20 protein-coding genes and 1 pseudogene are annotated in these 22,016 nt (G+C 69.2%); 14 read left to right on the top strand and 7 right to left on the bottom strand.

Translation table 11 applies throughout. The features are described 5' to 3' along the window. Positions 1–73: 73 nt before the first annotated feature. The 3 genes from OHB44_RS22250 (at position 74) to OHB44_RS22240 (ending at position 2,064) form a co-directional block, all read left to right on the top strand. Positions 74–571 carry an LURP-one-related/scramblase family protein gene (locus tag OHB44_RS22250; RefSeq protein WP_266305336.1) on the top strand — a complete coding sequence of 166 codons (498 nt, stop codon included), beginning with the start codon at positions 74–76 and terminating at the stop codon, positions 569–571. A 221-nt stretch (positions 572–792) separates the two neighbouring features. Then, positions 793–1,410, top strand: a complete 618-nt coding sequence (locus OHB44_RS22245) for a hypothetical protein (RefSeq protein WP_266305335.1) — start codon at positions 793–795, stop codon at positions 1,408–1,410. A gap of 303 nt (positions 1,411–1,713) precedes the next feature. Next, positions 1,714–2,064: a DUF1801 domain-containing protein gene (locus OHB44_RS22240; protein ID WP_238684226.1), complete on the top strand. Its 351-nt coding sequence runs from the start codon at positions 1,714–1,716 to the stop codon at positions 2,062–2,064. 111 nt (positions 2,065–2,175) lie between these two features. On the opposite strand, the gene OHB44_RS22235 is transcribed toward OHB44_RS22240, so the two are convergent. Beyond that, entirely contained in the window at positions 2,176–4,452 is a 2,277-nt protein-coding gene (locus OHB44_RS22235; RefSeq protein ID WP_266305334.1) for a glycoside hydrolase family 44 protein, read from the bottom strand. Between the two features lie 297 nt (positions 4,453–4,749). Here OHB44_RS22235 and OHB44_RS22230 point away from each other — a divergent pair, with 297 nt between their 5' ends. From OHB44_RS22230 to OHB44_RS22210, 5 genes are all read left to right on the top strand, one after another. Beyond that, a complete protein-coding gene (locus OHB44_RS22230; RefSeq protein WP_266305333.1) occupies positions 4,750–5,523 on the top strand; it encodes a hypothetical protein in 774 nt (257 codons plus the stop codon). A 230-nt stretch (positions 5,524–5,753) separates the two neighbouring features. Further along, positions 5,754–6,983: a cytochrome P450 gene (locus tag OHB44_RS22225; RefSeq protein WP_266305332.1), complete on the top strand. Its 1,230-nt coding sequence runs from the start codon at positions 5,754–5,756 to the stop codon at positions 6,981–6,983. Further along, complete coding sequence (locus OHB44_RS22220) at positions 6,980–7,207, top strand: ferredoxin (RefSeq protein ID WP_266305331.1); 228 nt, start codon at positions 6,980–6,982, stop codon at positions 7,205–7,207. The genes OHB44_RS22225 and OHB44_RS22220 overlap by 4 nt, the downstream gene beginning before the upstream one ends. A gap of 229 nt (positions 7,208–7,436) precedes the next feature. Continuing rightward, a complete protein-coding gene (locus OHB44_RS22215) occupies positions 7,437–8,351 on the top strand; it encodes a helix-turn-helix domain-containing protein (protein WP_238684221.1) in 915 nt (304 codons plus the stop codon). Between the two features lie 67 nt (positions 8,352–8,418). Then, complete coding sequence (locus OHB44_RS22210; protein ID WP_330438119.1) at positions 8,419–9,000, top strand: dihydrofolate reductase family protein; 582 nt, start codon at positions 8,419–8,421, stop codon at positions 8,998–9,000. Positions 9,001–9,044: 44 nt separating this feature from the next. On the opposite strand, the gene OHB44_RS22205 is transcribed toward OHB44_RS22210, so the two are convergent. Together OHB44_RS22205 and OHB44_RS33520 are read right to left on the bottom strand one after the other, a co-directional pair. Then, positions 9,045–9,527 carry a GNAT family N-acetyltransferase gene (locus tag OHB44_RS22205; RefSeq protein ID WP_330438118.1) on the bottom strand — a complete coding sequence of 161 codons (483 nt, stop codon included), beginning with the start codon at positions 9,525–9,527 and terminating at the stop codon, positions 9,045–9,047. A 120-nt stretch (positions 9,528–9,647) separates the two neighbouring features. Continuing rightward, positions 9,648–9,974: pseudogene (locus tag OHB44_RS33520) on the bottom strand (DUF7003 family protein); the annotation flags it as partial. 149 nt (positions 9,975–10,123) lie between these two features. Here OHB44_RS33520 and OHB44_RS22200 point away from each other — a divergent pair. Further along, positions 10,124–10,519 carry a VOC family protein gene (locus tag OHB44_RS22200; protein ID WP_372488303.1) on the top strand — a complete coding sequence of 132 codons (396 nt, stop codon included), beginning with the start codon at positions 10,124–10,126 and terminating at the stop codon, positions 10,517–10,519. Between the two features lie 36 nt (positions 10,520–10,555). Here the strand turns inward: OHB44_RS22200 and OHB44_RS22195 are convergent, their stop codons facing one another. Both OHB44_RS22195 and OHB44_RS22190 read right to left on the bottom strand, forming a co-directional pair. Then, positions 10,556–11,848 (bottom strand): serpin family protein, encoded by a 1,293-nt coding sequence (locus OHB44_RS22195; protein WP_330438117.1) that lies wholly within the window; start codon positions 11,846–11,848, stop codon positions 10,556–10,558. A gap of 74 nt (positions 11,849–11,922) precedes the next feature. Then, entirely contained in the window at positions 11,923–12,582 is a 660-nt protein-coding gene (locus tag OHB44_RS22190; protein WP_330438116.1) for an MSMEG_1061 family FMN-dependent PPOX-type flavoprotein, read from the bottom strand. A 90-nt stretch (positions 12,583–12,672) separates the two neighbouring features. Here OHB44_RS22190 and OHB44_RS22185 point away from each other — a divergent pair, with 90 nt between their 5' ends. The 3 genes from OHB44_RS22185 to OHB44_RS22175 all read left to right on the top strand — a co-directional run bounded on the left by OHB44_RS22185 (position 12,673) and on the right by OHB44_RS22175 (position 17,896). Then, the gene (locus OHB44_RS22185; protein WP_330438114.1) at positions 12,673–13,920 is read left to right on the top strand and encodes an FAD-dependent oxidoreductase; all 1,248 of its coding nucleotides are present in this window, start codon (positions 12,673–12,675) and stop codon (positions 13,918–13,920) included. An 8-nt stretch (positions 13,921–13,928) separates the two neighbouring features. Continuing rightward, positions 13,929–14,417: a MarR family winged helix-turn-helix transcriptional regulator gene (locus OHB44_RS22180; RefSeq protein ID WP_330438113.1), complete on the top strand. Its 489-nt coding sequence runs from the start codon at positions 13,929–13,931 to the stop codon at positions 14,415–14,417. 293 nt (positions 14,418–14,710) lie between these two features. Next, positions 14,711–17,896 (top strand): penicillin acylase family protein, encoded by a 3,186-nt coding sequence (locus OHB44_RS22175; RefSeq protein ID WP_330438112.1) that lies wholly within the window; start codon positions 14,711–14,713, stop codon positions 17,894–17,896. A 59-nt stretch (positions 17,897–17,955) separates the two neighbouring features. Here the strand turns inward: OHB44_RS22175 and OHB44_RS22170 are convergent, their stop codons facing one another. After that, a complete protein-coding gene (locus OHB44_RS22170) occupies positions 17,956–18,612 on the bottom strand; it encodes a TetR/AcrR family transcriptional regulator (RefSeq protein WP_330438111.1) in 657 nt (218 codons plus the stop codon). Between the two features lie 238 nt (positions 18,613–18,850). Continuing rightward, a complete protein-coding gene (gene msrA, locus OHB44_RS22165) occupies positions 18,851–19,357 on the bottom strand; it encodes a peptide-methionine (S)-S-oxide reductase MsrA (protein ID WP_238684211.1) in 507 nt (168 codons plus the stop codon). A 466-nt stretch (positions 19,358–19,823) separates the two neighbouring features. Between msrA and OHB44_RS22160 the strand changes: the two genes are divergently transcribed. Together OHB44_RS22160 and OHB44_RS22155 are read left to right on the top strand one after the other, a co-directional pair. Continuing rightward, positions 19,824–20,741, top strand: a complete 918-nt coding sequence (locus OHB44_RS22160) for an NADP-dependent oxidoreductase (RefSeq protein ID WP_238684210.1) — start codon at positions 19,824–19,826, stop codon at positions 20,739–20,741. A 242-nt stretch (positions 20,742–20,983) separates the two neighbouring features. Then, positions 20,984–21,994, top strand: a complete 1,011-nt coding sequence (locus OHB44_RS22155; RefSeq protein WP_330438110.1) for a mechanosensitive ion channel family protein — start codon at positions 20,984–20,986, stop codon at positions 21,992–21,994. Positions 21,995–22,016 lie beyond the last annotated feature (22 nt).

Genomic DNA, 22,016 nt, shown 5'->3' with positions numbered 1-22,016 from the left:
GCGGCAGAGAGTGGGGGTACCGGCCAGCCGTGCTCGGCCGGCACTTCCGCGTGCGGTGGGGGAGAATCGAATCATGTTTGTCATCAAGGAGCGGTTCTTCTCGATCGGCGACGACTTCGACGTGCTCGACGAGCACGGCACCAAGGTCTTCCATGTCGACGGCAAGGTGCTCAGCGTCCGCAACAAGGTCGTCATCGAAGACGCCTCCGGCCATGAGGTCGCCACGCTGCACCGGCACCTGGTGGCGCTCCGTCCCACCTACGAGATCCGGATCGGCGGCGAGAAGGCCGCAGAGGTCCGTAAGAAGCTGCTCACGCCGTTCCGCGACAAGTTCACCATCGACGTGCCGGGGCCTGATGACCTGGAGATGAAGGGTGACCTGCTCGACCACGAGTACGTGATCGAGCGCGGCGGCACCGAGGTGGCCTCGGTCTCCAAGCGGTGGCTGACGATCCGGGACACCTACGCCGTGCAGGTCACCGCCGGCGTCGACCCTCTGCTCATCATCGGCAGCGTGCTCGCGCTCGACCTGGCCCTGAACCGCGACAAGAAGAAGAAGGACGACGACTGACCCCCTCGGCCCTGCGCCGCGAACAGCCCTAACCCAGGCTGGGCAGGAGCAGCCGGCCGCGTTACTGGTTGTGGGGCAGGTGGCCGTCGCGACGTCGAGGGCCGCCTGCCGGGAGTGGCCAGCGACCGTACGGCGCTAGATCGGGCCTGATCGGCGCGGCCACCTGATCGTGGCTTGGAATCGGCCCGACGACAAGCGTTGGTCCCGGCACAATGATCGCGATGATCTCGTGGCGTGATGGGCTGTGGTGGGTGGTGGTCGGTCCGGCGGCCGGTGTGGCGCTGGGTGCCGTCGACTCGATCGTCAACCATGTGCCGGTGCTGCTGGGCGAGGTCGGCACCGCGCGTGCTGAGCGGGGCGGCTGGTCACAGGCCGCGGAGTTCGCCAGTCTCATCCTCGACGCCGGATGGGCCTGGGCGGCGATGGCCGTGCTGGTGGGCTGGCTGGTGAGTCGAGGCGTACGACTGGCGGCGGGGATGCTGCGCGGCGCCCTGGCGGGCGGGTGCACGCTGATCTCCGCCACCATCGCGTACTACGGCGTGGACGTGATCTTCGACGGCGGCATCTGGTGGGACGTGGCGACCCGGTACTGGCTGATCGCTAGCGTGTGTCTCGGCCCTCCGCTCGGGACTGTCGGGGCGTTGATCCAGCGCTCTGGTCCGGTCGGAACGCTCGCTGTCCTCCTTGTGCCCGCCGGTGCGGCGCTGCAGATGGTGCTGCTGCCCCCGCCGCCGGAGAGCGCGATGGCCTGGCCGGTGCGGGTGAGCGTCTGGGCCGCGGCAGTGGTCGCCGCCGTGCTGATCGCTCGTCGGACACTCCGACTCAGGGGCACTCGCTGATGATCTCGCGGTGCGAGGACCGACCGGGGAACGTGGGGTCTCGAGCGTGGATCTCGCCTACCTGGCGCCGCCGATCATGAACTGTCGCAGTGCATCGAGTGTCGCCGGGGCGAGCATGCCTGGGTTCGCGGCTCAGCCCGTGGGCGAACGCGGAGTGGGCCTGCTGGCCTACGCTCCGGCCGGGGAGGAGCTCGCCGGGCGGGTCAGGAGCCCGAGGCCCCCCAGGTGGTGAAGGGTGGGAGCGCGGCGGCACCGCACCCTCGTCCACCACACACGCGATATCTACTGAGCACCATGAAGGGGATGACCGTGAACGACGACGTCACCGAATACATCAACAAGACGCAGCCGTGGCAGATCGACGTGTGCCAAAAGCTGCGTGCGATGATCGACGAAACTGTTCCAGGTGTCGAGGAGCGGCTTCAGTACGGCAAGCCGCACTACCTCAAGAACGGCCATTACGCCGCCGTCATCGCGGTAGCCAAGGCCAAGGTCTCGTTCATGGTCTTCAACGCGACCGACATCCCCGAGGTCAAGGGATTCCTGCGGTCGATGGGCAACGGTGAACGCAAGACTGTCGACATCACGGATGGGCAAGACGTCGACTATGGCCAACTTGCCAGTTTCCTGAGCAAGACCACGGCGGCCCTGTAGGCGCAGCCCGCCCGCCCCGGCCCCCTCGCTCGGGAGTGAGGAGTCCGGGGCGCCGCTGCGCCCCGGACCCCTCAGGCCTGCTCCGTCAGGTACGGAGTGGGGCCTCTTCGCTCACCCGCAGCGTTGACCGTTGAGGGTGAAGGCGGTCGGTGCCGGGTTGGTGCCGCTCCACGTGCCGTTGAAGCCAGTGCTGGTGGACGCGCCGGGGGCGAGTGTGCCGTTCCAACTCATGCTGTCCGCTGTGACGCTCGTGCCGTTCTGTTTCCAGGTGGCCGACCAGCCCTGGCCGACCTTCTGGCCGGTGGTGGGGAAATCGAAGGCGAGTTTCCAGCCGTTGATCGCGGTGGTGCCGGTGTTCTTGATCGTCACGGTCGCGGTGAAGCCGCCCGGCCAACTGTTCGCCGTGTAGCCGACCGCGCAGACGGTGGTCGGGGCGGTGGGCGCGGTCCGTACGGTCAGGCCGGGGGAGGCCGCCGAGACGTTGCCCGCCGCGTCCCGCGCGGTCACCACGAAGGTGTACGGGGTGTCCGGCGTCAGTCCGGTCACTGTGTACGTGGTGCCGGTGGCGTTGCCCACCTTAACGGGGCCGGCGGCGTCGACCCGGTGCACGTCGTAGCCGGTGACGGCGGTGTCGTCGGTGGACGGCGTCCAGGTCAGCGCGACGGTGTCGCCGGTGATCGTGCCGGCGGTCGGCTTACCCGGGGCGGTCGGCGCCTGGGTGTCGCCGGGCGTGGTGCTGCGCGGCAGCACCAGGTGGGTGATCGAGTTGGCCGGGAACGTGGCCGTGAGGCCGCTGGCGGTCACCGGCAGGTCGGCCTCCCGGACGACGCCGGCGAGGTTCGCCCCGCTGTAACGGTAGACCTGGGCGGTGCTGGCGGAGGCGCCGGCGAGGGCGACCGGGCTGGTCAGGTCGTCGCCGGTCTTGTTGACGACGACCACTGTGAGCGCCTTGTCGGCGCTGCGCTCGGCGGCGTACACGGCCAGCTTGCCCTGGTCGGCACTGGTCGCCCCGACGGAAGTCTCGCCGAACGCGCCGCCCTTGCCGTCGTAGTTGCGGTAGACGCGGAAGGCGTTGGCCACCGGCTGGTCGGCCGTGGGTGCGGTCCAGAGGGTGGCCAGGTCGAGCCCTTCGCGGCCGAAGATGCCGAGAACGTCAGCCTGGGCGAGCGCGCCGTTGAGCGACCCGAAGGCACCCCAGTTGTACTCGGTCATCGCGATCTTCGTGCCCGGGTAGTGCTGGTCGACCAACTCGCGCAGGCGCGGGATGTACCGGACCGGACTGTTGATCCAGCTCTCGTCCACATAGGTCGGGTCCCAGAGCTGGCGGGTCGAGCGCAGTCGCAGCGCCTGGGTGTCGGCGTCGCCGGCCGCTTCGCCCAGAACACCCGACTGCTGCGGGTAGAGGTGGACGTCGAAGTAGTCGAGGATGCGTGTGCCGTGCTGCTGCTCGTACTCGCGCATCCGGTCCAGGTACCACGGGCCGAGGTCCTGGCCGCCGTGCGCGGCCTTGTCCGGCGGGTTAGACCAGCAGCCGGTGCGCGAGCAGGTGTCCTGGTCGAGTCCCGAATAGAGGATCGAGTTCAGGCCCCAGCCGACCGGGCCGAGCGTCTTCGCGCCGGGGTCGGCAGCCTTGATCGCGGCGGCGTACTCGTAGGTGCGGTCGCGTAGCTCGTCGTAGCCCAGCCCGGTCGGGCGGACGTCGCGGTGGGTGGAGTGCCACAGGTCCGGCTCGTTGTCCAGGTTGTAGAACTGGACCCCACCGTCGGCGGCAGCGCCAAACTGCCCCTTGAGGTGGTTGACGAAGTCGGTGGCGTACTCCGGACCCACCGCGACGCTGGTGTCCTCCGGGTCGTTGCCGGTGACCGGTGAGCCGTCCGGCTTGATGCCGTTGCCGCAGTCCGGTGCCCACTGGTCGGTGGACTGCTGCGGGCCGTACTTGGCGACGCTGAAGCCACACGCCCGCGACCGATCCTTGGCGATCCAGCCGAGCATCGGAATCGTCATGACCGTGGCGGCGCCGATGGCCTTGTTCTGCTGCACGAACCGGTCGGACTCCGAGCCTCTCGGGAGGTCGGCCGGACTCGGGTTGTCGTTGGGGATGTTCTCGAAGTACCAGTCCGACGCGCGATTGGTGGTGTCGGCACGGAAGTTGTAGCGGGTGGTGGCGTTGCCGCCGTAGCGGTGCACCGGCAACCGCAGGTCGCGGGCGAGGGCCTGGTCGGCGAAGTTCATGCCGTAGACGTACGGGCTGATCTGGTGCCGGGCGGCAGTGGTGTCCACGGCCAGTGCCGGGCCGGCTGCGGCCAGGGCCGGCTCCGGCAGGACCAGACCGCCGAGGGCCGTGGCGAGCACGACCGGAAGTAGAGCTGTGGTGGGACGCACGAGCATTCCTTTCGCAGAGGAGCTCGACGATGGGAGCGCTTCCACAGCGTTACGTCTTCCCGTCTCCGAGTCAATGCCGCAGGGCGGTACGCTGCCGGCCGACCGAAGCCAACCTCGTCACATATGATGACGTTCATCAATGTGGCTGTAGCTGATGCGGCGTGCCGGAATGGCTCGGATCGCCGCAGCGCGGAGGCAACCGCGCCGCAACGGGGCAGGCGGGAGCACCCAGCGTCGCATGGCCGGACAGTTCCTGCTGGCCCGGCCCCTGGGGTCGGCGACCAGCCGTCTTGGAGGATGACAATGCGCAGTGTTCTGGCGGTGTTCAGCGCCGCCCTGATCCTCGGCGCCGCGGTCGGCAGCGTTCCGGCCGGGGCGGCGGGGGCCTCCCCGCCCTCGTGCCCCCGTGGCCTGCTCTTCTGTGAGGACTTCGAGCGACTGCCTCTCGGGGGGCCCAGCACGTTGAACTGGGGTGTCGACACCCGGAACGGCACGCTCACCGTCGAACGTGCCCGTCGTGGCAACCAGGTGCTGCACGTCCACACCGTTGACAACGGACGCGCCTTCCTGCGCGTCGACGACTTCGCCGCGCCGGGCAACCGCTTCTACGGCCGCATGCGCCTGCGCGTCGACGCCTTCCCCACGGCACCGGACTGGGCGCACTTCACGCTGGTGGAAGCGACCGGCACCGGCAGCACGGAGGTCGTCCGTCCGATCGGTGGGCAGTACGCGCCAACGGTCCCCGGGACCTTCTGGGGAATCGGCGCCGACGGCGGTCCGACCGGCGACTGGACCAACTGGCGGGAGTCCGCCCCGGTCGTCGAGGACACCTGGCAGTGCTTCGAGTGGAAGATCGACCCGGCGGACAACCGCGTCGCTGTATGGATCGATGGCGTGGCGAACCCGGAGTTGACAGCCTCCACGAGCGACCACGGTGGCAACGACGTTCCCTTCGTCCTGCCGACCGTCGACACGGTGAAGATCGGCTGGCAGCTCTACCAGGGCGGCACGACACCGGGCGAGTTCGACCTCTGGATCGACGACGTCGCCCTTTCGAGCAAGCGGCTCGGCTGCTGATCCGGGGCCAGTTCCGATGAATGTCCCTGCCGGGGTGTGGCTTTGCTGCCGCACCCCGGCGGCGGACCGGCCTCCATGGCGATCATCGATATCTGCCGCTACGATCCGACATCGACAGACTACTGAGCGTTGACGTGTGCTGTCGGCGCGTCCCGGACGCTGGCAGTCCGGCGCCGCTACGAACGAGGTGCCGGCCTGAGGATCACGCCGTCTCGACGAAGGGAACTCGGATGACGGAGAGCGCGCAGACCACCGATAGCCGAACCGTTCCGCCGGCCCGGTCGTACCCGTTCAGTGTGCCCGACCGCCTCGTCGTCGACCCGACCTACGGCGAGCTGCGCGAGAGCGAGCCGATGACCCGGGTCAAGCTCCCCTACGGCGAGGAGGCGTGGCTCGCCACCCGGTACGAGGACGTCCGTACGGTCCTCGGCGACGTGCGGTTCGGTCGCGCCCCGGCCGTCCACCGCGACGAGCCCAGGCTCACCCCACGCCAGCAGAACAGCGGCATGCTGACCCTGGACCCGCCCGATCACACTCGGCTGCGCCGGCTGGTGGCGAAGGCGTTCACGGCACGTCGGGTAGAGGCGCTGCGACCCCGAACCCAGGAGATCGCCGACGAACTGGTCGACGACATGGTCCGGCTCGGTCCTCCGGCCGACCTGGTGGAGCACGTCGCCACGCCGCTGCCGATCCAGGTGATCTGCGAGCTGCTCGGGGTCCCGTACGCCGACCGCGACCGCTTCCACATCTGGTCCGAAGCGATCGTCTCGACCACCTCGCTGCCCATGGAAACGATCCAGGAGTACCTGAACAACCTCTGGGGCTACATCGGTGGTCTGGTCGCCGAGCGCCGCCGCGAGCCGGGGATCGACGACCTGCTCGGCGCGTTGGTGCGGGCCCGCGACGAGAATCAGGATCGGCTCAGCGAGACCGAGCTGGTGGAGCTGGCCGGAGGGCTGCTCGCGGCCGGCCACGAGACCACTGTGACCCAGATCCCCAACTTCGTCTACGTCCTGCTGCACAATCCGGACCAGCTCGCTCGGCTGCGGGCCGACCCGTCGCTGGTGCCGGCCGCGGTCGAGGAACTGCTGCGGTACGTGCCGCTCGGCGTCGGCTCCTCCTTCGCCAGGTACGCCAAGGAGGACGTCGAGGTCGGCGGGGTGCTTGTCCGGGCAGGTGAGCCGGTTCTCGGCTCACTGTCATCGGCGAATCGGGACGGCACTGTCTTCGCCGACCCGGACCGGCTGGATCTCGAGCGCGAGCAGAACCCGCACCTGGGTTTCGGGCACGGCGTCCACCACTGCGTCGGCGCGCAGTTGGCCCGCATGGAGTTGCAGGTCGCCGTAGCCACCGTCGTGACTCGACTGCCCGGACTGCGGCTCGCCGTACCGGAAGCCGAGCTGGAGTGGAAGCGGGGCATGTTGGTGCGGGGCCTGCTCGGCATGCCGGTGGCCTGGTGAGTGCCGCCTGGCGAATCGGGGTGGACACGCGCCGTTGCATCGGCACGAGCATCTGCGCCGGCACCGCGCCCGAGCACTTCCACCTGGTCGGCGGCCTGTCCGCGCCGCTGGCTGACGTCGTCGCCCCGGCCGACGTCATCCTCGACGCCGCCGACTCGTGCCCGGTGGAGGCGATCACGGTCCACGACGTCACCGACGACCGGCTGATCGCGCCGCAGGAGTAACCCGAGATCGAGCCCGGCCGTCTCGGCAAGGTGATCACCGACTTTCTGGAGTACGGCTGGCAAACCACCTTCGACACCACCCTCGGAGCCCTCGGCCGGTCCGAGTCATCACCACCGCAAGCCGTCGACGCCTGCCAACCGGCAGCGCCATGGCTGAAGCGGTAGCACAGCTCCGGCGCCGTACGCCTGCCGTGCGTCGGGCAAGCACGACGCGATCCCGTCGATCTCGGTGGCCGGAGGACTCGCCAGCACCTCACCCAGCGGCGACTGCCCGGTCAGCGGCCACGTCGACGATACTGTCGGCGTGGAGTACGTGTCCCGAGTGCCGCGACCGCCACTGGACGGGCTGATCGACGACCTTTACTACCTGGAGGGTGCGCCGCCGTACGCCCGGCTGACGCTTCCGGCAAGTCCGGCGGCGTTCCTCATCGTCAACCTTGGCGCACCGTTTCGCATCCGTGCCGGCACCGACATCGAGACCGCCGAGTACGCCGACGGCTGCGTGGTCACCACGCCCACCCGCGCGTTCGAATTCGGCTACCCACTCCGGACCCGGTCCGTCGGCGTGCACTTCAAGCCGTGGGGGCCGGCACCGTTCCTGCCGATGCCCGCGACGGAGCTGTGTGACCGGCCGGCGACCGTAGAGCAGGTGTGGGGGAGGCCCGCCACTGCCGAGCTGCGAGACCGGCTGGCCACGGCCGAGGGACCTCACGAGATGCTGACGCTGCTCGAGGGGGAGCTGATGCGACGGCTGAGCGATGCGGCCGGCCTGGGGCTGGTCCGACATACGAGCCGCATCATCGCCGCGACCAGCGGGGCGGTGGCGATCGACGACCTGAGGGTTTCCGCCGGTGTCAGCAGCACGCACCTGGCACAGCGATTCAAGGAGCTCATCGGCGTCACGCCGAAACGGTTGGCCCGCACCTACCGCTTCGCCGCCACAGTGCTCTCGATCAACCCCGCCGAACCGATCGACTGGGCCGACCTCGCCGGTGGCGCCGGCTACTTCGACCAGGCCCACTTCGGCCACGAGTTCCGGGCCTTCACCGGGCTCACACCGACCCGGTACGTCGAGGTCAGGCGGCGGTTCCTGCGCGAACATCCCGGCCACGTGTTGGACGGCTGGCCGCTGCCGACCGATTGATTTCTTACAAGAACGACAGCCCACGAAACTCTAACCTGAGGGCATCCCCAAGCAGAGGAGCACGCTCATGGGCGGCGTCGTCTTGTACGGCTCAGTGTCGGTGGACGGCTTCATCGCGGACGAGAACGACCAGCCCGGACCCCTGTTCGACTGGTTGACCAGCGGCGACGCCCCATTGGACGAGAGCGGCGTGTTGAAGGTGTCACAGACGTCCCACGACTACATCCGGCCGTACTGGGACCAGATCGGGGTGACGATCGCCGGCCGCCACGTCTTCGACATGACGGACGGCTGGGATGGAAAGCCTCCGAGCGGCATCGACCACGTGGTCGTCGTGACGCACCGGCCGAAGCCCGAGGGCTGGGACCCCGAGGCGCCGTTTCACTTCGTCGACGGCGTCACGGCAGCCGTGGCCAGGGCGCAGGAGCTCGCGGGTGACCGCATCGTCGAGGTCGCCGCTGGCGACGTCGGCGGCCAGGCGCTCGCCGCCGGCCTGGTCGACGAAGTGCGCATGGACGTCGTACCCGTGGTGTTCGGGTCCGGCAAGCGCTACTTCGGGTCGGTCCGCGCGCAGCACCTGTTGGAGGATCCTGACGTGGTGATTCAGGGCAACCGGGTGCTTCACCTGCGCTATCGGGTGCGCCGTTGACCGACCAGGGCGGGCTGCGTCGCCGCAACCCGCCCCGGATCTGATCAGAGTTGCCGGTAGTAGACGGCCACCGGGAGCGGCGTGCAGCCCAGTGCTTCGTACAGGGCTCGGGCGGGCGCATGGAATCCGTCCCCGCCCGTGCCGATCGTGACGACCTCGGCGCCGAGGTCCCGCATCGCGGCGAACGCATGCTCGCACAGCACGGTGCCCGTGCCGAGCCGGCGATGCGAGGCGGACACAGCGAGGATGGTGACGCTGGCGTTTCGGCGCTCAGGCTCGACCGCCCAGGCCACGTAGCCAGCGATGGCGCCGTTGATCTCGGCTACCGCGACGTACCGGTGCTTGGCGGGGTCGTGGAGCTCGGCAACCTGCTCGACGTAGTCGTCGCGCCACCTGCCGTGCTGGTTGGCGAAGACGGCCTCGCCCACGAGAGGGCGGAAGGAGTCTTCGTAGAACGGTCCGAACGTCTCGATGGTCAGTTCGGTGAGCTGGGCCAGGTCATGCTGAAGAAACGAGCGGATACGCATGAGAGTGCCTCTCGAGCTGAGATTCTGAAAGCCAACAAATCGGGCGTCAGATGGTCAGCCGGCGGCCGGAACGGCGGCGAGCCGACCCTCAGTGGCGCGTGCGCCAAGCGGCGAAGCAACTCATGACAGGAATCCTACGGGGCGCCGCAACCGCATTCCTGGCACAGAGCGTCCGCCAAGGCCGCGGGAGACAGATCTCAGAGGGCAGCCGCCATCACATCGCGTGGACATCCGCCGGCCTCGCACCACAATCGACCCTCCGTCATAAGTCTCCGGCTGGTCAACGTCCTCGATCTCGTCCCAGTTGTCGATCCGGTCGAGGAAGTCCTCGCTGGCGTAGCCTGGTTCGCCCTCGGTCAGACAGTTACCGAAGACGTGAAGGACGTCGGTGAGGTTGCCGGCCCTGGGGGAGTATCCCAACGCCTCGACGATGAGCGCCCACCGCTGCGCGTCACGGTAGGAGACGGCTTATCCACGAGGTTCGGGTGCGCGCAACTGCCGCCGAGCCTGCGACGGATGAACCAGGCGCTCGTCCCGCAGGTGCGACCGGCCGTTCTCGCCGCAGGCCAGCAGGACCTCGTCCCAGGTACGCTGCCGTGGTGCAGATCGACTTGGTTGCGCTGATTGTCGACGAGTACGACCCCGCGATCGCGTTCTTCATCGACGTACTCGGCTTCGACCTCGTCGAGGACTCCCCAGCACTGACCAATGACGGTCGAGCCAAGCGGTGGGTGGTCGTTCGGCCGCCGGGCGCTCAGACCGGGATCCTCCTCGCTCGCGGCGACGGAGAACACCAGCGCGCCGCAATCGGTAACCAGGTAGCCGGCCGAGTCGGGTTCTTCTTCCGCGTCGACGACTTCGACGCCGCTTATCGACGGATGGTCGAGGCCGATGTCACCTTCGTCCGGGAGCCGCGGACCGAGCCCTATGGCCGAGTCGCGGTCTTCCTCGACATCGCCGGCAACCGGTGGGACCTGCTCGGGGCCAATTGACGTCGCGCACCGACGATGTCGTCTGGTGTCGTCGGGTCAGGCTGGGCCGTTGACCAGCGGGTCGTGGACGCGGCCGAGGAACAGTGGTACGCCGGTGAGCCGGTCGTGGATGACGTACAGGAATGGCCGGTTGGCGAAGAACTGCGGCCCTTGCGGGATCGACGGCGGTCGGACGATGACGGCCGATGCGGCTGCCGCCTCGGTACCCTTCTCGTCCACCCCGATGAACGTCTCGTGCACCACGTCGTCGATGCATAGGGCGGGCTCGGTGCTCATGCGGGTGAAGTCGGCCTGTGACGTGAATGCCGTGGGCATGCCGAGGCTGCTCAGCGCGGCACCCAGCTCGGCCGGCAGGCGGAACGTCCACCGGGGCAGGCGCAGTTCGACGTCGGTGATCTGGAACCCGGCCAGCAACGCTCCCAGCCAGGTCGCGTCGAGGCTCGCCTCGACAGCGCTGAGATCGTCCCGGGTCGGCATGACGATGGCCATGGCAAGGCCGTCGCCCGCGTACGGCACGTCGACGGCGCGCCACCCGTCCCCCTCGAGGTAGCCCATTCTGTCGAACGGCCCGCGCATCATCGGGACGTCGACAACGGTTCCGTCATCCCTTGTGAAGGGTCCTACCGCCGTTGCCGCCGCGGTGAACGGGTACTTCCAGGCCGCCTTGAGGTAGATCGCGTTGGTCAGTATCAGGCTGGTGTTGGGGCTCACGGCGTCGGACTGCAACAGCTCCGGAATCTTCGCGTTGGTCCGATCGGACACCCAGGTGTTGATCTCCTGGCGGGCCACCTCCGGCGCGCCGCGGAAGTCGACCGGTCGCGGCGTGGCGCCGTAGTAGCCGGCCAGGGCGTCCCGGAACCGGGGCCGCAGACACAGATCGAGTCGTGTCCACAGCGCATTGGCCGTGGTCAGCCGGGGTTGCTTGACTCCGTCGCCGTCCTGGTAGCGGCCGGCGAGCGCCTGCTCGACGGTGTTGAGCCCGCTGTCGAGTGCGCGAGGGCGCGGATGCGGCGCGTGGAGCACAGTGTCCATCTCGCCTGCCGTGGTCGAGCCGGCGCCCGCCCTGGTCATCGCGAGCGCGATCGCGACCGAGTACGGCGCGCACACCACATTGTCGCCTGCCCGGGTCGATGCCACGGTGCGGTAGAGGTCGGCCGTGAAGCCGCGAACGGCGGTAGCGGCGGCCTGCATCGTGGCCGGGTCGGGTGGTACGCGGACCGCATTCGTCGCGGTGGACGGCGTGCCGGTCCAACGGAGATCACCTGGGGCGGCGGTAAGGGCAGCGGCCGCAAGCGGGACCGCCCGAAGAAGAGATCGACGCGAGACCATGTCTTGAGGTTAGAGCAGTCCCACGGAAACCCACCAGGCGTAAACCCAATTTCATCGAAACTCAGCTATGTCTGTCATTCGTACCGGTACTTCAGCGAGTCCGCCTCGGCCTTCTCGATGTCGGCAATCGTCAGCTCGGGCATTCGTAGCTGGGCCAGCGTCACCTCGGCCGAGGTCGGCTGGGCGTCCGCCGGCAGCCACTGCTCGGGCTTCCAGGCCCCGCTGCGCAGCAGCGCCTTGGGGCAGTGTGGGTAGACCTCATCGATCCCCAGCACCAGCGCGCTGGCCGGTGGCTTGCCCACGGCGGTCAGCTGCGACAGCAGCTCGGGGCGAGTGGAGACGCAGGCCCGGCCGTTCACCCTGAGCGTCGTGGTACGCCCCGGAATGATGAACAGCAGCCCGGCCCGCCCCGTCGCGACGACGTTCTGCAGACTGTCCAGACGCTTGTTGCCGGTGGCGTCCGGTATTGCCACCGTTCGTGCGTCCAGGACGGCGACGAAGCCGGCGGGGCCGCCGCGCGGGGAGACGTCGCAGTTGCCAGTGGCGTCGACTGTGGCGACCAGGACCAGCGACGAACAGCCGATCAACCGCCGGGTCTGCTCGGTGAGTTCGGTCATCTGCTTCCGCACGGCCGCGTCGCTGGGAAGTTCGTAGGCCCGGCGCAGTGCCTCCTGGTCGGGCACGGCGTCGAGGCGCAGCGAGTCGAAGGCGCTGGCGGCGAGGGCTGGCGTCATGCATCGACACTAATCGACCAAGCTGACCGGTCCAGCCACCGTCGCGGCGACGGCCTTGCCGAAATCATCTTAGTCATTAAGATAAACCGCATGGTCACATCGACGGACTTCTCGGTGGCGATCGCCGGCGCCGGCCTCTCCGGCCTCTGCCTCGCCCAGTACCTGATGCGCGCCGGCATCGACGTGCACGTCTACGAGCGGGATTCGGGCCCCTTCGTCCGGCGGCAGGGCTACCGGATCATTCTCGACCGGTACGGCATCGAGGCGCTGCGCGAGAGCCTGCCACGCTCGCTGTACAACCTGGCGCTGACCACCGGCGACGAGCCCGGTGGGCAGCTACGCTTTACCGACAGCCGGCTGCGGGACGCGTTCGCCATCACCTTCAAGGACGAGCCGCACGCGACCCGCCAGGTCGACCGGCTGACCCTGCGGTCGATCCTGCAGTCCGGGCTGAACGGGCGCATCCACTACGGCAAGGACGCCGTCGCGGTGGACAGTGGCGACCCGGCACGGCCGCGGCTGCTGTTCACCGACGGCGGGGCCGCGGCGGCAACCGTCGTCGTGGGCGCGGACGGCGTCGGCTCGGCGCTGCGCGCGCAGATCATGCCGGACGCGGACCCCGCGAACACCCCGATGGCGGGCATCTACGGCCGGTCACCCCTGCGGCGCAACGGCGAGAGCGTCATCCCGGACGCGCTGCGTACCAGCGGGGTCCTGGCCATCGCCGACCAGCCGGGCCGCGCCTTCTTCTTCACCTCCATGCGGTTCGGCGAGAGCCCGCCGGAGGCGTTCGCGCGCCTGGCCCCGGGCAGTTATGCGCCCACGGGCGACGACTACGTCATGTGGGGACTGTTGCTCCGGCAGGAGGAGGTGCCCGTGGGCATCCGGGGCGACCTGCTGGCGCTGTGGCGACTGGCCTCCCGGATGAGCATGGACTTCCACACGGTCATCCGGCGGCTGGTCGGCACGGCCGAGCTGGACGCCACGGTGCTCAACCTCTTCGCCACCGGCCAGCGTCCGCGCCGGTGGGCAGTGCCCCGGGCGACCATGATGGGCGACGCCGTGCACGTGATGCCGCCGTTCGGCGCTCACGGCGGCAACACCGCGCTGCGTGACGCTGCCCTGCTCGGCCGCAGGCTGGTCGAGGCCCAGGCCAGCGGCACGCCGGTGGAGGCGGCGATAGCCAGCTACCAGGACGAGATGGTGCCCTACGCCTTCCGCGCCGTCGACACCGCCGCGAGGCTGATGCGCCGCCTCACCGGGGGAGCGGCCGCACCCCACTGGGTGCTGACCCGCGTGCTACCTCGGCTGCACCGGGTCACCGTCCCGGAGGGATGATTGCGGGCATGTCCCACCAGCCGGCCCGTGCGTCCGTGATCGACGACCTCATGCGCGCCGGACGGGAGACGTCGCGGCTGTCGATGGTGTTCCGGTACGCCATCGCGGAGCGGCTGGGTCTCACCGTGAGCGACCTGGAGTGCCTCGACTACCTGGCGGACGTCGGGTCCGCCAGCGCGGGGCAGGTCGCCGAGCGGACCAACCTCACCACCGGGGCCGTGACCAGCATGCTCCGCCGGCTCCAGCAGGCGGGCTACGTGACGGCCGAGCGCGATCCGGCGGACCGGCGGCGGTTGATCGTCGCCCTGCGGCCGGAGCGGATGGCCGAGTTGCAGCGACCGTACGAGCGGTTCGCCGAGCGGGCGGAGCGGCTCGTCGAGGGCTACAGCGTCGAGGAGGTCACGCTGCTGGTCCGGCACTATGACCGTATGCAGGCGATGTACCTCGCCGAGTTGGACAGCCTCCGCGGTGGCGACACCGCGCAGCGGACCGCCTGAGCCGGCGTCGCGGCTGATGCGCCGCTGGCGACGCTGGAGGCCTCCCACCCGCGATCGTGTCGGGAACCCACAGGGTGACAGTGTTGCCGCTGGCGAAAGGCGGTGAAACGTCGGCATTGGCGCGTGGTGAACGACGGGTATCCCGCGCGGGGGTTCTGCGTCGATCATTGCCCGAAGATAGATGCGAGTCACTCTCACCTCCTGGCGGAACGCCCGGGCGCGGAGGGCGAGACGTCGGCACCGGAAGCCGGGCGTGACCGAACGGCCCGACTCCGCGTCCCCGGAGGATCGCCATGCCCCGTCCCGCTCTCCGTAACCGGCTCGCGGCGTTCAGCGCCGCCCTCCTGACCGCGAGCGTCCTGACGGTGACCCCGCCGTCACCGGCGCTGGCCGCCACGACGTTCGCCGCCAACGACTACTGCCTCGGCCAGTGCGCCGACATCCTGCCCCCTGGGCAGAACGGCAACGCCACGCTGGTCGCCATCCTGGCGCACCAGGCGCTCGGCACCCGCCCGGCGCACTCCAGCGACCAACTCGACGAGTACGCGAACCTGGTCTACAACTACGCCGGGCTGACCGACGAACAGATCGCCCACTTCTACAACGACGCCTCGTTCGGTGTCCCGGCCGCACAGGTGGAGAGCACCGTCTCACCGCGCGCGGACGTCACCATCGTGCGGGACAAGGCCACCGGCGTCCCGCACGTCACCGGCACCACCCGCGCCGGCACCATGTTCGGCGCCGGCTACGCCGGGGCACAGGACCGGCTCTGGGTGATGGACCTGCTGCGGCACGTCGGCCGCGGCAACGTCACCTCGTTCGCCGGCGGCGCCCCTGGCAACCGTGAGCTGGAGCAGAGCGTCTGGGCCAACTCGCCGTACACCGAGGCGGACCTCCAGGCCCAGGTGGACGCGCTGCGCACCAAGGGCGCCCGCGGCCAGCAGCTCTACACCGACGTGGTCGACTACATCGCCGGCATCAACGCCTACATCGACAGGTCGATCGCCGAGGACAACTACCCGGGTGAGTACGTGCTCGCCGGCGCCGGTAAGCCGAAGCACTTCACCATGACCGATCTGATCGCCACCGCCGGCGTGATCGGCGGACTCTTCGGCGGGGGCGGCGGCAGCGAGATTCAGTCCGCGCTGGTCCGGGTTGCCGCCCGCGCCAAGTACGGCGCGACCGAGGGCGACCGGGTGTGGGCGGCCTTCCGCTCGCAGAACGACCCGGAGACCGTGCTCACCCTGCACGACGGGCAGAGCTTCCCGTACGGGGCGACGCCGCCCGGCGCGACCAGCGCGGTGCTCCCCGACGCCGGCTCGGTGGTCGCCGAACCCCTGGCCTACGACGCCACCGGCGGGGCCGCCGCCCGCACCGGCGCCAGCACCGCCACCAAGGAACTGCTCGGCGGCCTGGCCAACCTGCGCGCTCACGGCATGTCCAACGCGGTGGTGGTCTCCGGACGGCACACCACCACCGGCAACCCGGTGGCCGTGTTCGGGCCGCAGACCGGCTACTTCGCGCCGCAGTTGCTGATGCTCCAGGAGTTGCAGGGCCCGGGCATCAGCGCTCGGGGCGCCGCGTTCGCCGGGCTCAACCTCTACGTGCTGCTCGGCCGGGGCCAGGACTACGCGTGGAGCGCTACCTCCGCCTCCCAGGACCTCACCGACACGTACGCGGTGCCGCTGTGCACCACCGACGGCAGCGCCCCGACGCTGCGCACCAACCGCTACCTCTACCACGGGCAGTGCCTCGCCATGGAGGCGCTGGAGCAGCGCAACTCCTGGTCACCGACGCTGGCCGACTCCACCCCGGCCGGCTCGTACACATTGCGCGCGCTGCGCACCAAGTACGGGCTGGTGGCCCACCGGGGCCTGGTGAACGGGCAGCCGACGGCGTTCACCAAGCTGCGCTCGACCTACCGGCACGAGGCTGACTCGGCGATCGGCTTCCAGGCCTTCAACGACCCGTCGGCGATGGGCAGCGCCGCGGCCTTCCAGGCGTCCGCGGCCGATGTCGGGTACGCGTTCAACTGGTTCTACGTCAACTCGACCGAGGCGGCGTACTACAACTCCGGCTCGAACCCGGTCCGTCCGGCCACCGCCGACCCGAACCTGCCCACCAGGGCCGATGCGGCGTACGAGTGGGCCGGCTGGAACCCGGACACCAACGACGCCACCTACACCCCGGCGTCGGCGCATCCGCAGTCGGTCAACCAGGACTACTACGTCAGCTGGAACAACAAGCAGGCGCGGGACTTCGGGGCGGCGGACGGCAACTTCAGCTTCGGCTCCGTACACCGGGCTCAGCTGCTCGACGGCCCGGTGCGCGCCGCGATCGCCCAGCGCAAGCTCGGCCGCGCCGACGTCGTCACGATCACGGCGGATGCGGCGGTGACCGACCTGCGCGGCCAGCAGGTCCTCGGCGACCTGCTGCGGGTGCTGGACAGCACGCCGGTCACCGAGCCGGCGCTGGCCGACGCGGTGGGCAAGCTGCGCGCCTGGCAGCAGGCCGGGGCCCGCCGGGTGGAGACGTCACCCGGCTCGAAGGTCTACCAGCACGCCGACGCCATCCGGATCTTCGACGCCTGGTGGCCGCTGCTGGCCTCGGCGCAGTTCCGCCCCGGCCTCGGGCCGGATCTCTACGCCGCGCTGGTCGACGCCATCGAGGTGAACGAGGCGCCGTCGGGCGGCCAGAACGGCGGGCGCGACGGCGCCGCGAGCTGGGCGTTGCAGGGCCAGGCGCACAAGGGATCGTCGTTCCAGCACGGCTGGTGGGGCTACGTCGACAAGGACCTGCGCACCGTGCTTGGCGACCCGGTGGCCGGTGGGCTGGGCCGCGCGTACTGCGGCAACGGCAACCTCGCCGCGTGCCGGCAGGCACTGCTCGACGCGCTCGGCGAGGCCGCCGTGGTGCCGGTCACCACTGTCTACCCGGGTGACAAGTCCTGCGGTGCCGGCGACCAGTGGTGCGCCGACTCGATCGCCCACTCCGGGCTCGGCGGCATCACCCACCCGGTGATCGCCTGGCAGAACCGCCCCACCTACCAGCAGGTCGTCTCGTTCCCGGCGCGCCGGGGCGACGACGTCACCAACCTGGCGCAGGGCCGCCCGGCCACCGCGTCGAGCACACAGTTCCTGACCAGCCACACCCCGGCCAAGGCGGTCGACGGCAGCCTCGGCAGCCGGTGGGCGAGCAGCTACAACGACAACCAGTGGCTCCGGGTCGACCTCGGCGCGGCCCGCAGCGTCAACCGGGCGGTGCTGCGGTGGGAGTCCGCTCACGCCACCTCGTACCGGATCGAGGTCTCCGGCGACGGCACCTCCTGGACGCCGGTGTTCGCCACCACCGCCGGCAACGGCGGCGTCGACAACGCCACCTTCGCCCCGGTCACCGCCCGCTACGTGCGGGTGTACGGGGTCAAGCGGGCCACCTCGTACGGGTTCTCACTCTACGAATTCGAGCTGTACGGAAAGTGACAGTGCCGGGAGGGGTCGGCGGGAATCACTCGCCGGCCCTTTCGGTCTACAGCGGGGCCCTAGCGCGTCGGCTCCTCGGACGGCGGCACCAGGAACGATCTGATGTGTTCCAGCGCCATGTCCAGAGCGACTTCCATGGGAGCGACGTCGTGTGCGGCGTTCGCCAGCAGGTAGCCGCCCTGCAAAGCGGCCATCAATCCCGTGGCCAATTTCTCCGGGTCGGCGTCCTGGCGCAGTAGGCCGCTGTCGCGCATCCGGTGCAGACCATCACTGATCAGCTTTTCCCATGCCGCGAACGTCTCCGACAGGGACGATCGAGCCTGCTCATCTTGATCAGACAGCTCCAGAGTCATCGACCCGAGGCCGCACCCGTACTTGCCGTTGTTCAGCGAGTTGGCCTGGACCAGCGCGTTACGCCACCGGACCAGCCCGGAGAACGATCTGAGTCGTTCGAGCCCCGCGCGTTCACGCTGAAGCACGAGCGCGCCTCGATGTTTGACCAAGGCGCGCACGAGTTCCTGCTTGTCGGCGAAGTGGTGGTAGAGCTGAGACTTGCTCGTCTGGCTTGCCTCGCGGATGTCGTCGAGGGTCGTCGCGTTCACTCCGCGTACGAGCATGAGCCGGTTCGCTGCCTCGAGGATCCGCTTTCGCGTCGCGATGCCCCGTTGACTGATCCGCCGCCTGTTCGTCGGCGCAGCCAGCTGCTCGTCGCTCATCTGTCAAGTCTATCCGGCACACCAGATGATCTAGGTGGAGTTGGACCTCGGAGTCCATCATGCGTCATGGCGCATTGCGTGCTGGTGAAGGGCGGGCACGCGTTCCCATGGCTTGGTGGACGGGGGCACCACTACCGCTAGATCATCATCGGTGCGAAATTACCTGGACCCTTCGGTCCTAAGCGCGAAGGGGCTCCCCGGGACCGGCGCGCGGACCGGGGTCCGCGCGCCGGAGGTGTCAGGCCGTCGCCCGCTTCGGAAGCTTCCACCCGGGCCGGGGGAAGTGGCAGGTGTATCCGTTGGGGTAGGTCTGCAGGTAGTTCTGGTGCTCAGGCTCTGCTTCCCAGAAGTCGCCTGCCGCGGTGACCTCGGTAACGACAGTGCCGGGCCACAGGCCCGAGGCGTCGACGTCGGCGATGGTGTCCTCGGCGACCCGCTTCTGCTCGTCGCTGGTGTAGAAGATCGCCGAGCGGTAGCTGATGCCGATGTCGTTACCTTGGCGGTTCTTCGTCGACGGGTCGTGGATCTGGAAGAAGAACTCGAGCAGCGCGCGGAAGTCGGTCTTGTCGGTGTCGTAGACGACCTCGATGGACTCCGCGTGGGTGCCGTGGTTGCGGTAGGTGGCGTTCGGGACGTCGCCGCCGCTGTAGCCGACGCGCGTGGACACGATGCCGGGCTGGCGGCGGAACAACTCCTCCATGCCCCAGAAGCAGCCGCCGGCGAGGATTGCCTTTTCGGTGTTCACGTCGTCTCCTTGCCTGTCGTCGTGCCAGCCCACCTGGACACGTAGGTACAGACGCTCTCCTGGTCGGTCATATTCCCGCACCCTCGATTCTATCTGGACTCTTGAGTCCAGTCGTGATCCTGTCCAGCCGTGCCGGGCAGTCGCGCCGGTGATGAGGTTGAACTGGGACTTCCTGCTCGGCCACAGCAGTAACCCCGCGCCCCAACAGTGGACTTGACAGACCAGTTTTACCGTAGCTAGGTTCGGGATGACCGACGGGCGGCTCCGGTAGCGACGAGGAGCCCGACTTACCCGTCGGCGTCAGTTCGACACACGTCCCCGCCCCTCTCGGCGATGTCCTCGCGCCCCAACCACTGCCGATCAGCGTGGTGTGCACGGCGTCGAGGCTTGGCGCCGTCAATGCGGGGAAACGGACATGCGCTCCTCGTGCCAGTGCAGACGAGGGCTGGATGCAGGGAGATATCTGATGAAGGCGATAGTGGTGACGGACGAGGCTGCGGGAACGGCCGGGATGACGCTGGTGGAGCGGCCTGAGCCGGAACCGGCACTCAACGACGTCGTCGTTCAGGTTCACGCGTCGGGGTTCGTCCCGACCGAGATGGCGTGGCCCTCGACCTGGACCGATCGCCTCGGCCGTGACCGGACTCCGTCGATACCCGGGCACGAGCTGGCCGGGGTGGTCAGCGCTCTCGGGTATGGCACCACGGGGCTGTCGGTGGGACAGCGGGTGTTCGGCCTGACGGACTGGACCCGCGACGGCACCCTGGCGGAATACGTGGCCGTCGAGGCGCGCAACCTCGCGCCGCTGCCCGGCGACGTCGACTTCACTGTGGGAGCGAGCCTGCCGATCTCTGGCCTGACCGCCTGGCAGGGGTTGTTCGAGCACGGCCGCCTGCAGGCGGGGCAGAGCGTCCTCGTGCACGGTGCGGCCGGCGCAGTCGGGTCGATGGTGACGCAGCTCGCCCGTGAGTTCGGCGCCTACGTCATCGGCACCGGGCGCGCCGCCGACCGTCAGAGGGCGCTCGACTTCGGCGCACACGAGTTCGTCGACCTCGGCAACGAGGCAGTGGAAGACGTCGGTGGGGTCGACCTGGTTTTCGACGTCATCGGCGGTGACATCGGGAAGCGGTCGGCAGGCCTGATTCGAGCCGGAGGAACACTGGTGTCCGTTGTCGGACCGTCCGAGGCGCGGCCGGCGGGCGGCCTGGCGATAGATTTCGTCGTGATGCCCGATCGCACCCAACTGGGGGAAATCGTCCAGCGGGTACGGGACGGGCGACTGCGGACGAACATCGGCAACGTCGCAGACCTCGACGACGCCGTCGCCGCTCTCAACCCGACCAAGCGGATCACCGGAAAGACGATCATCCGCGCTCGCTCCTAGGTTCGGGCACAGCGACAGTCGCGGTCAGCGCCTCGCCACCACTCCGCTTGCCGGCGCCGGCTCCCCGGCCGCACGAGTGCAACTGCTCCGGTGAAGCGATCGTCGAGCGGCTGACGCGGTTGCGGTCAGCTGTTGTTCGCCGATGTTGGCCGCCTGCCACTGGACGGGGTGGCACCCTGAGCACGTGGACTGGGCAGTGAGCCGGGGGAAGCTGGCATCGGGACTACGGTGAGCGGCCTCTGATGCGTACCGCGTTGATCGTAGTGGCCGCGCTGGCGACGGCGGTGGTCGTGGACCTGGTCTCTGGCATGGTCGTCCGCCGGGTAGCCCGCGGCCGTTACCGGTGGCTGCTGGAGCCCCTGCGGCATGCCTGCCGCCGCCCGGCGGCGGCGCTGCTGCTGGTCGGGGCGCTGTACTACGCGCTGCCGTTGGGTCCGGCCGAATGGCAGCCTCATCTGCGGCACGTCGCCCGGGTGGCGTTGGTGATATCCGGGGCATGGTTGGTGAACAAGGCGTTGCACGTGGCCGAGGCGGTCGCGTTCAGTCGACTGCCTGGTGACGCGGTCGCCAGCCGGCGGGTCCGGCGGGCCCGGACGCAGATTCGGCCCATGCGGCGGCTCACGGTCGCCGTGGTCACGATCGTCGCGATCGGCCTGATCCTCATCACCTTCCGGCCGGTACGCCTCTTCGGCGTCTCCGTGCTGACGTCGGCGGGCGTGGTCGGCGCGTTGATCGGCCTCTCGGCCCGTACCGCGCTCGGCAACGCGTTCGCCGGTGTCCAGGTCGCCTTCGCCGACGGCCTGCACGTCGGCGACGTGCTGGTGGTGGACGGCGAATGGGGCCGAGTTGAGGAGGTGAAGCTGACCAACGTGGTGATCCGGCTCTGGGACGAGCGGATGCTCATCCTGCCGACCACGTACTTCACCGAGCGGCCGTTCCAGAACTGGACCCGGAACGAGTCCCGGGTTGTCGGCAAGATCCAGATTCATGTCGACCACACCGCCGACCTGGACGACCTGCGCCGGGAGGCGCGCCGGCTGGTCGAGTCCTCACCGCTCTGGGATCGCGACCAGTGGGTGCTCCAGATGGTCGACTTCACTCCACAGACAGCGGTCATCCAGGTGCAGGCCTCGGCCGCCGACGGGGCCAGCGCCTGGGACCTGCGCTGCGATCTGCGCGAAGGGCTGGTCAGCTACCTTCGCGACCATCATCCGCAGTGGTTGCCCCGCACCCGCGGTCAGTATCAGCCTTGAGTAGGGCGGGCCCGACGGCCCG

Source organism: Micromonospora sp. NBC_00821 (assembly GCF_036347035.1).
Taxonomy (GTDB): domain Bacteria; phylum Actinomycetota; class Actinomycetes; order Mycobacteriales; family Micromonosporaceae; genus Micromonospora; species Micromonospora hortensis.
This window is presented reverse-complemented; position numbering and strand designations above follow the sequence as displayed.

Excerpts from the sequence above, each read along its gene's own strand:
- OHB44_RS22185 (WP_330438114.1), top strand. The coding sequence starts at position 12,673 with ATGGTCACATCGACGGACTTCTCGGTGGCGATCGCCGGCGCCGGCCTC.
- OHB44_RS22180 (WP_330438113.1), top strand. The coding sequence starts at position 13,929 with ATGTCCCACCAGCCGGCCCGTGCGTCCGTGATCGACGACCTCATGCGC.
- OHB44_RS22225 (WP_266305332.1), top strand. The coding sequence starts at position 5,754 with ATGACGGAGAGCGCGCAGACCACCGATAGCCGAACCGTTCCGCCGGCC.
- OHB44_RS22205 (WP_330438118.1), bottom strand. The coding sequence starts at position 9,527 with ATGCGTATCCGCTCGTTTCTTCAGCATGACCTGGCCCAGCTCACCGAA.
- OHB44_RS22245 (WP_266305335.1), top strand. The coding sequence starts at position 793 with ATGATCTCGTGGCGTGATGGGCTGTGGTGGGTGGTGGTCGGTCCGGCG.
- OHB44_RS22190 (WP_330438116.1), bottom strand. The coding sequence starts at position 12,582 with ATGACGCCAGCCCTCGCCGCCAGCGCCTTCGACTCGCTGCGCCTCGAC.
- OHB44_RS22235 (WP_266305334.1), bottom strand. The coding sequence starts at position 4,452 with ATGCTCGTGCGTCCCACCACAGCTCTACTTCCGGTCGTGCTCGCCACG.
- OHB44_RS22210 (WP_330438119.1), top strand. The coding sequence starts at position 8,419 with ATGGGCGGCGTCGTCTTGTACGGCTCAGTGTCGGTGGACGGCTTCATC.
- OHB44_RS22170 (WP_330438111.1), bottom strand. The coding sequence starts at position 18,612 with ATGAGCGACGAGCAGCTGGCTGCGCCGACGAACAGGCGGCGGATCAGT.
- OHB44_RS22160 (WP_238684210.1), top strand. The coding sequence starts at position 19,824 with ATGAAGGCGATAGTGGTGACGGACGAGGCTGCGGGAACGGCCGGGATG.
- OHB44_RS22250 (WP_266305336.1), top strand. The coding sequence starts at position 74 with ATGTTTGTCATCAAGGAGCGGTTCTTCTCGATCGGCGACGACTTCGAC.
- OHB44_RS22155 (WP_330438110.1), top strand. The coding sequence starts at position 20,984 with ATGCGTACCGCGTTGATCGTAGTGGCCGCGCTGGCGACGGCGGTGGTC.
- OHB44_RS22195 (WP_330438117.1), bottom strand. The coding sequence starts at position 11,848 with ATGGTCTCGCGTCGATCTCTTCTTCGGGCGGTCCCGCTTGCGGCCGCT.
- OHB44_RS22175 (WP_330438112.1), top strand. The coding sequence starts at position 14,711 with ATGCCCCGTCCCGCTCTCCGTAACCGGCTCGCGGCGTTCAGCGCCGCC.
- OHB44_RS22240 (WP_238684226.1), top strand. The coding sequence starts at position 1,714 with ATGACCGTGAACGACGACGTCACCGAATACATCAACAAGACGCAGCCG.
- OHB44_RS22230 (WP_266305333.1), top strand. The coding sequence starts at position 4,750 with ATGCGCAGTGTTCTGGCGGTGTTCAGCGCCGCCCTGATCCTCGGCGCC.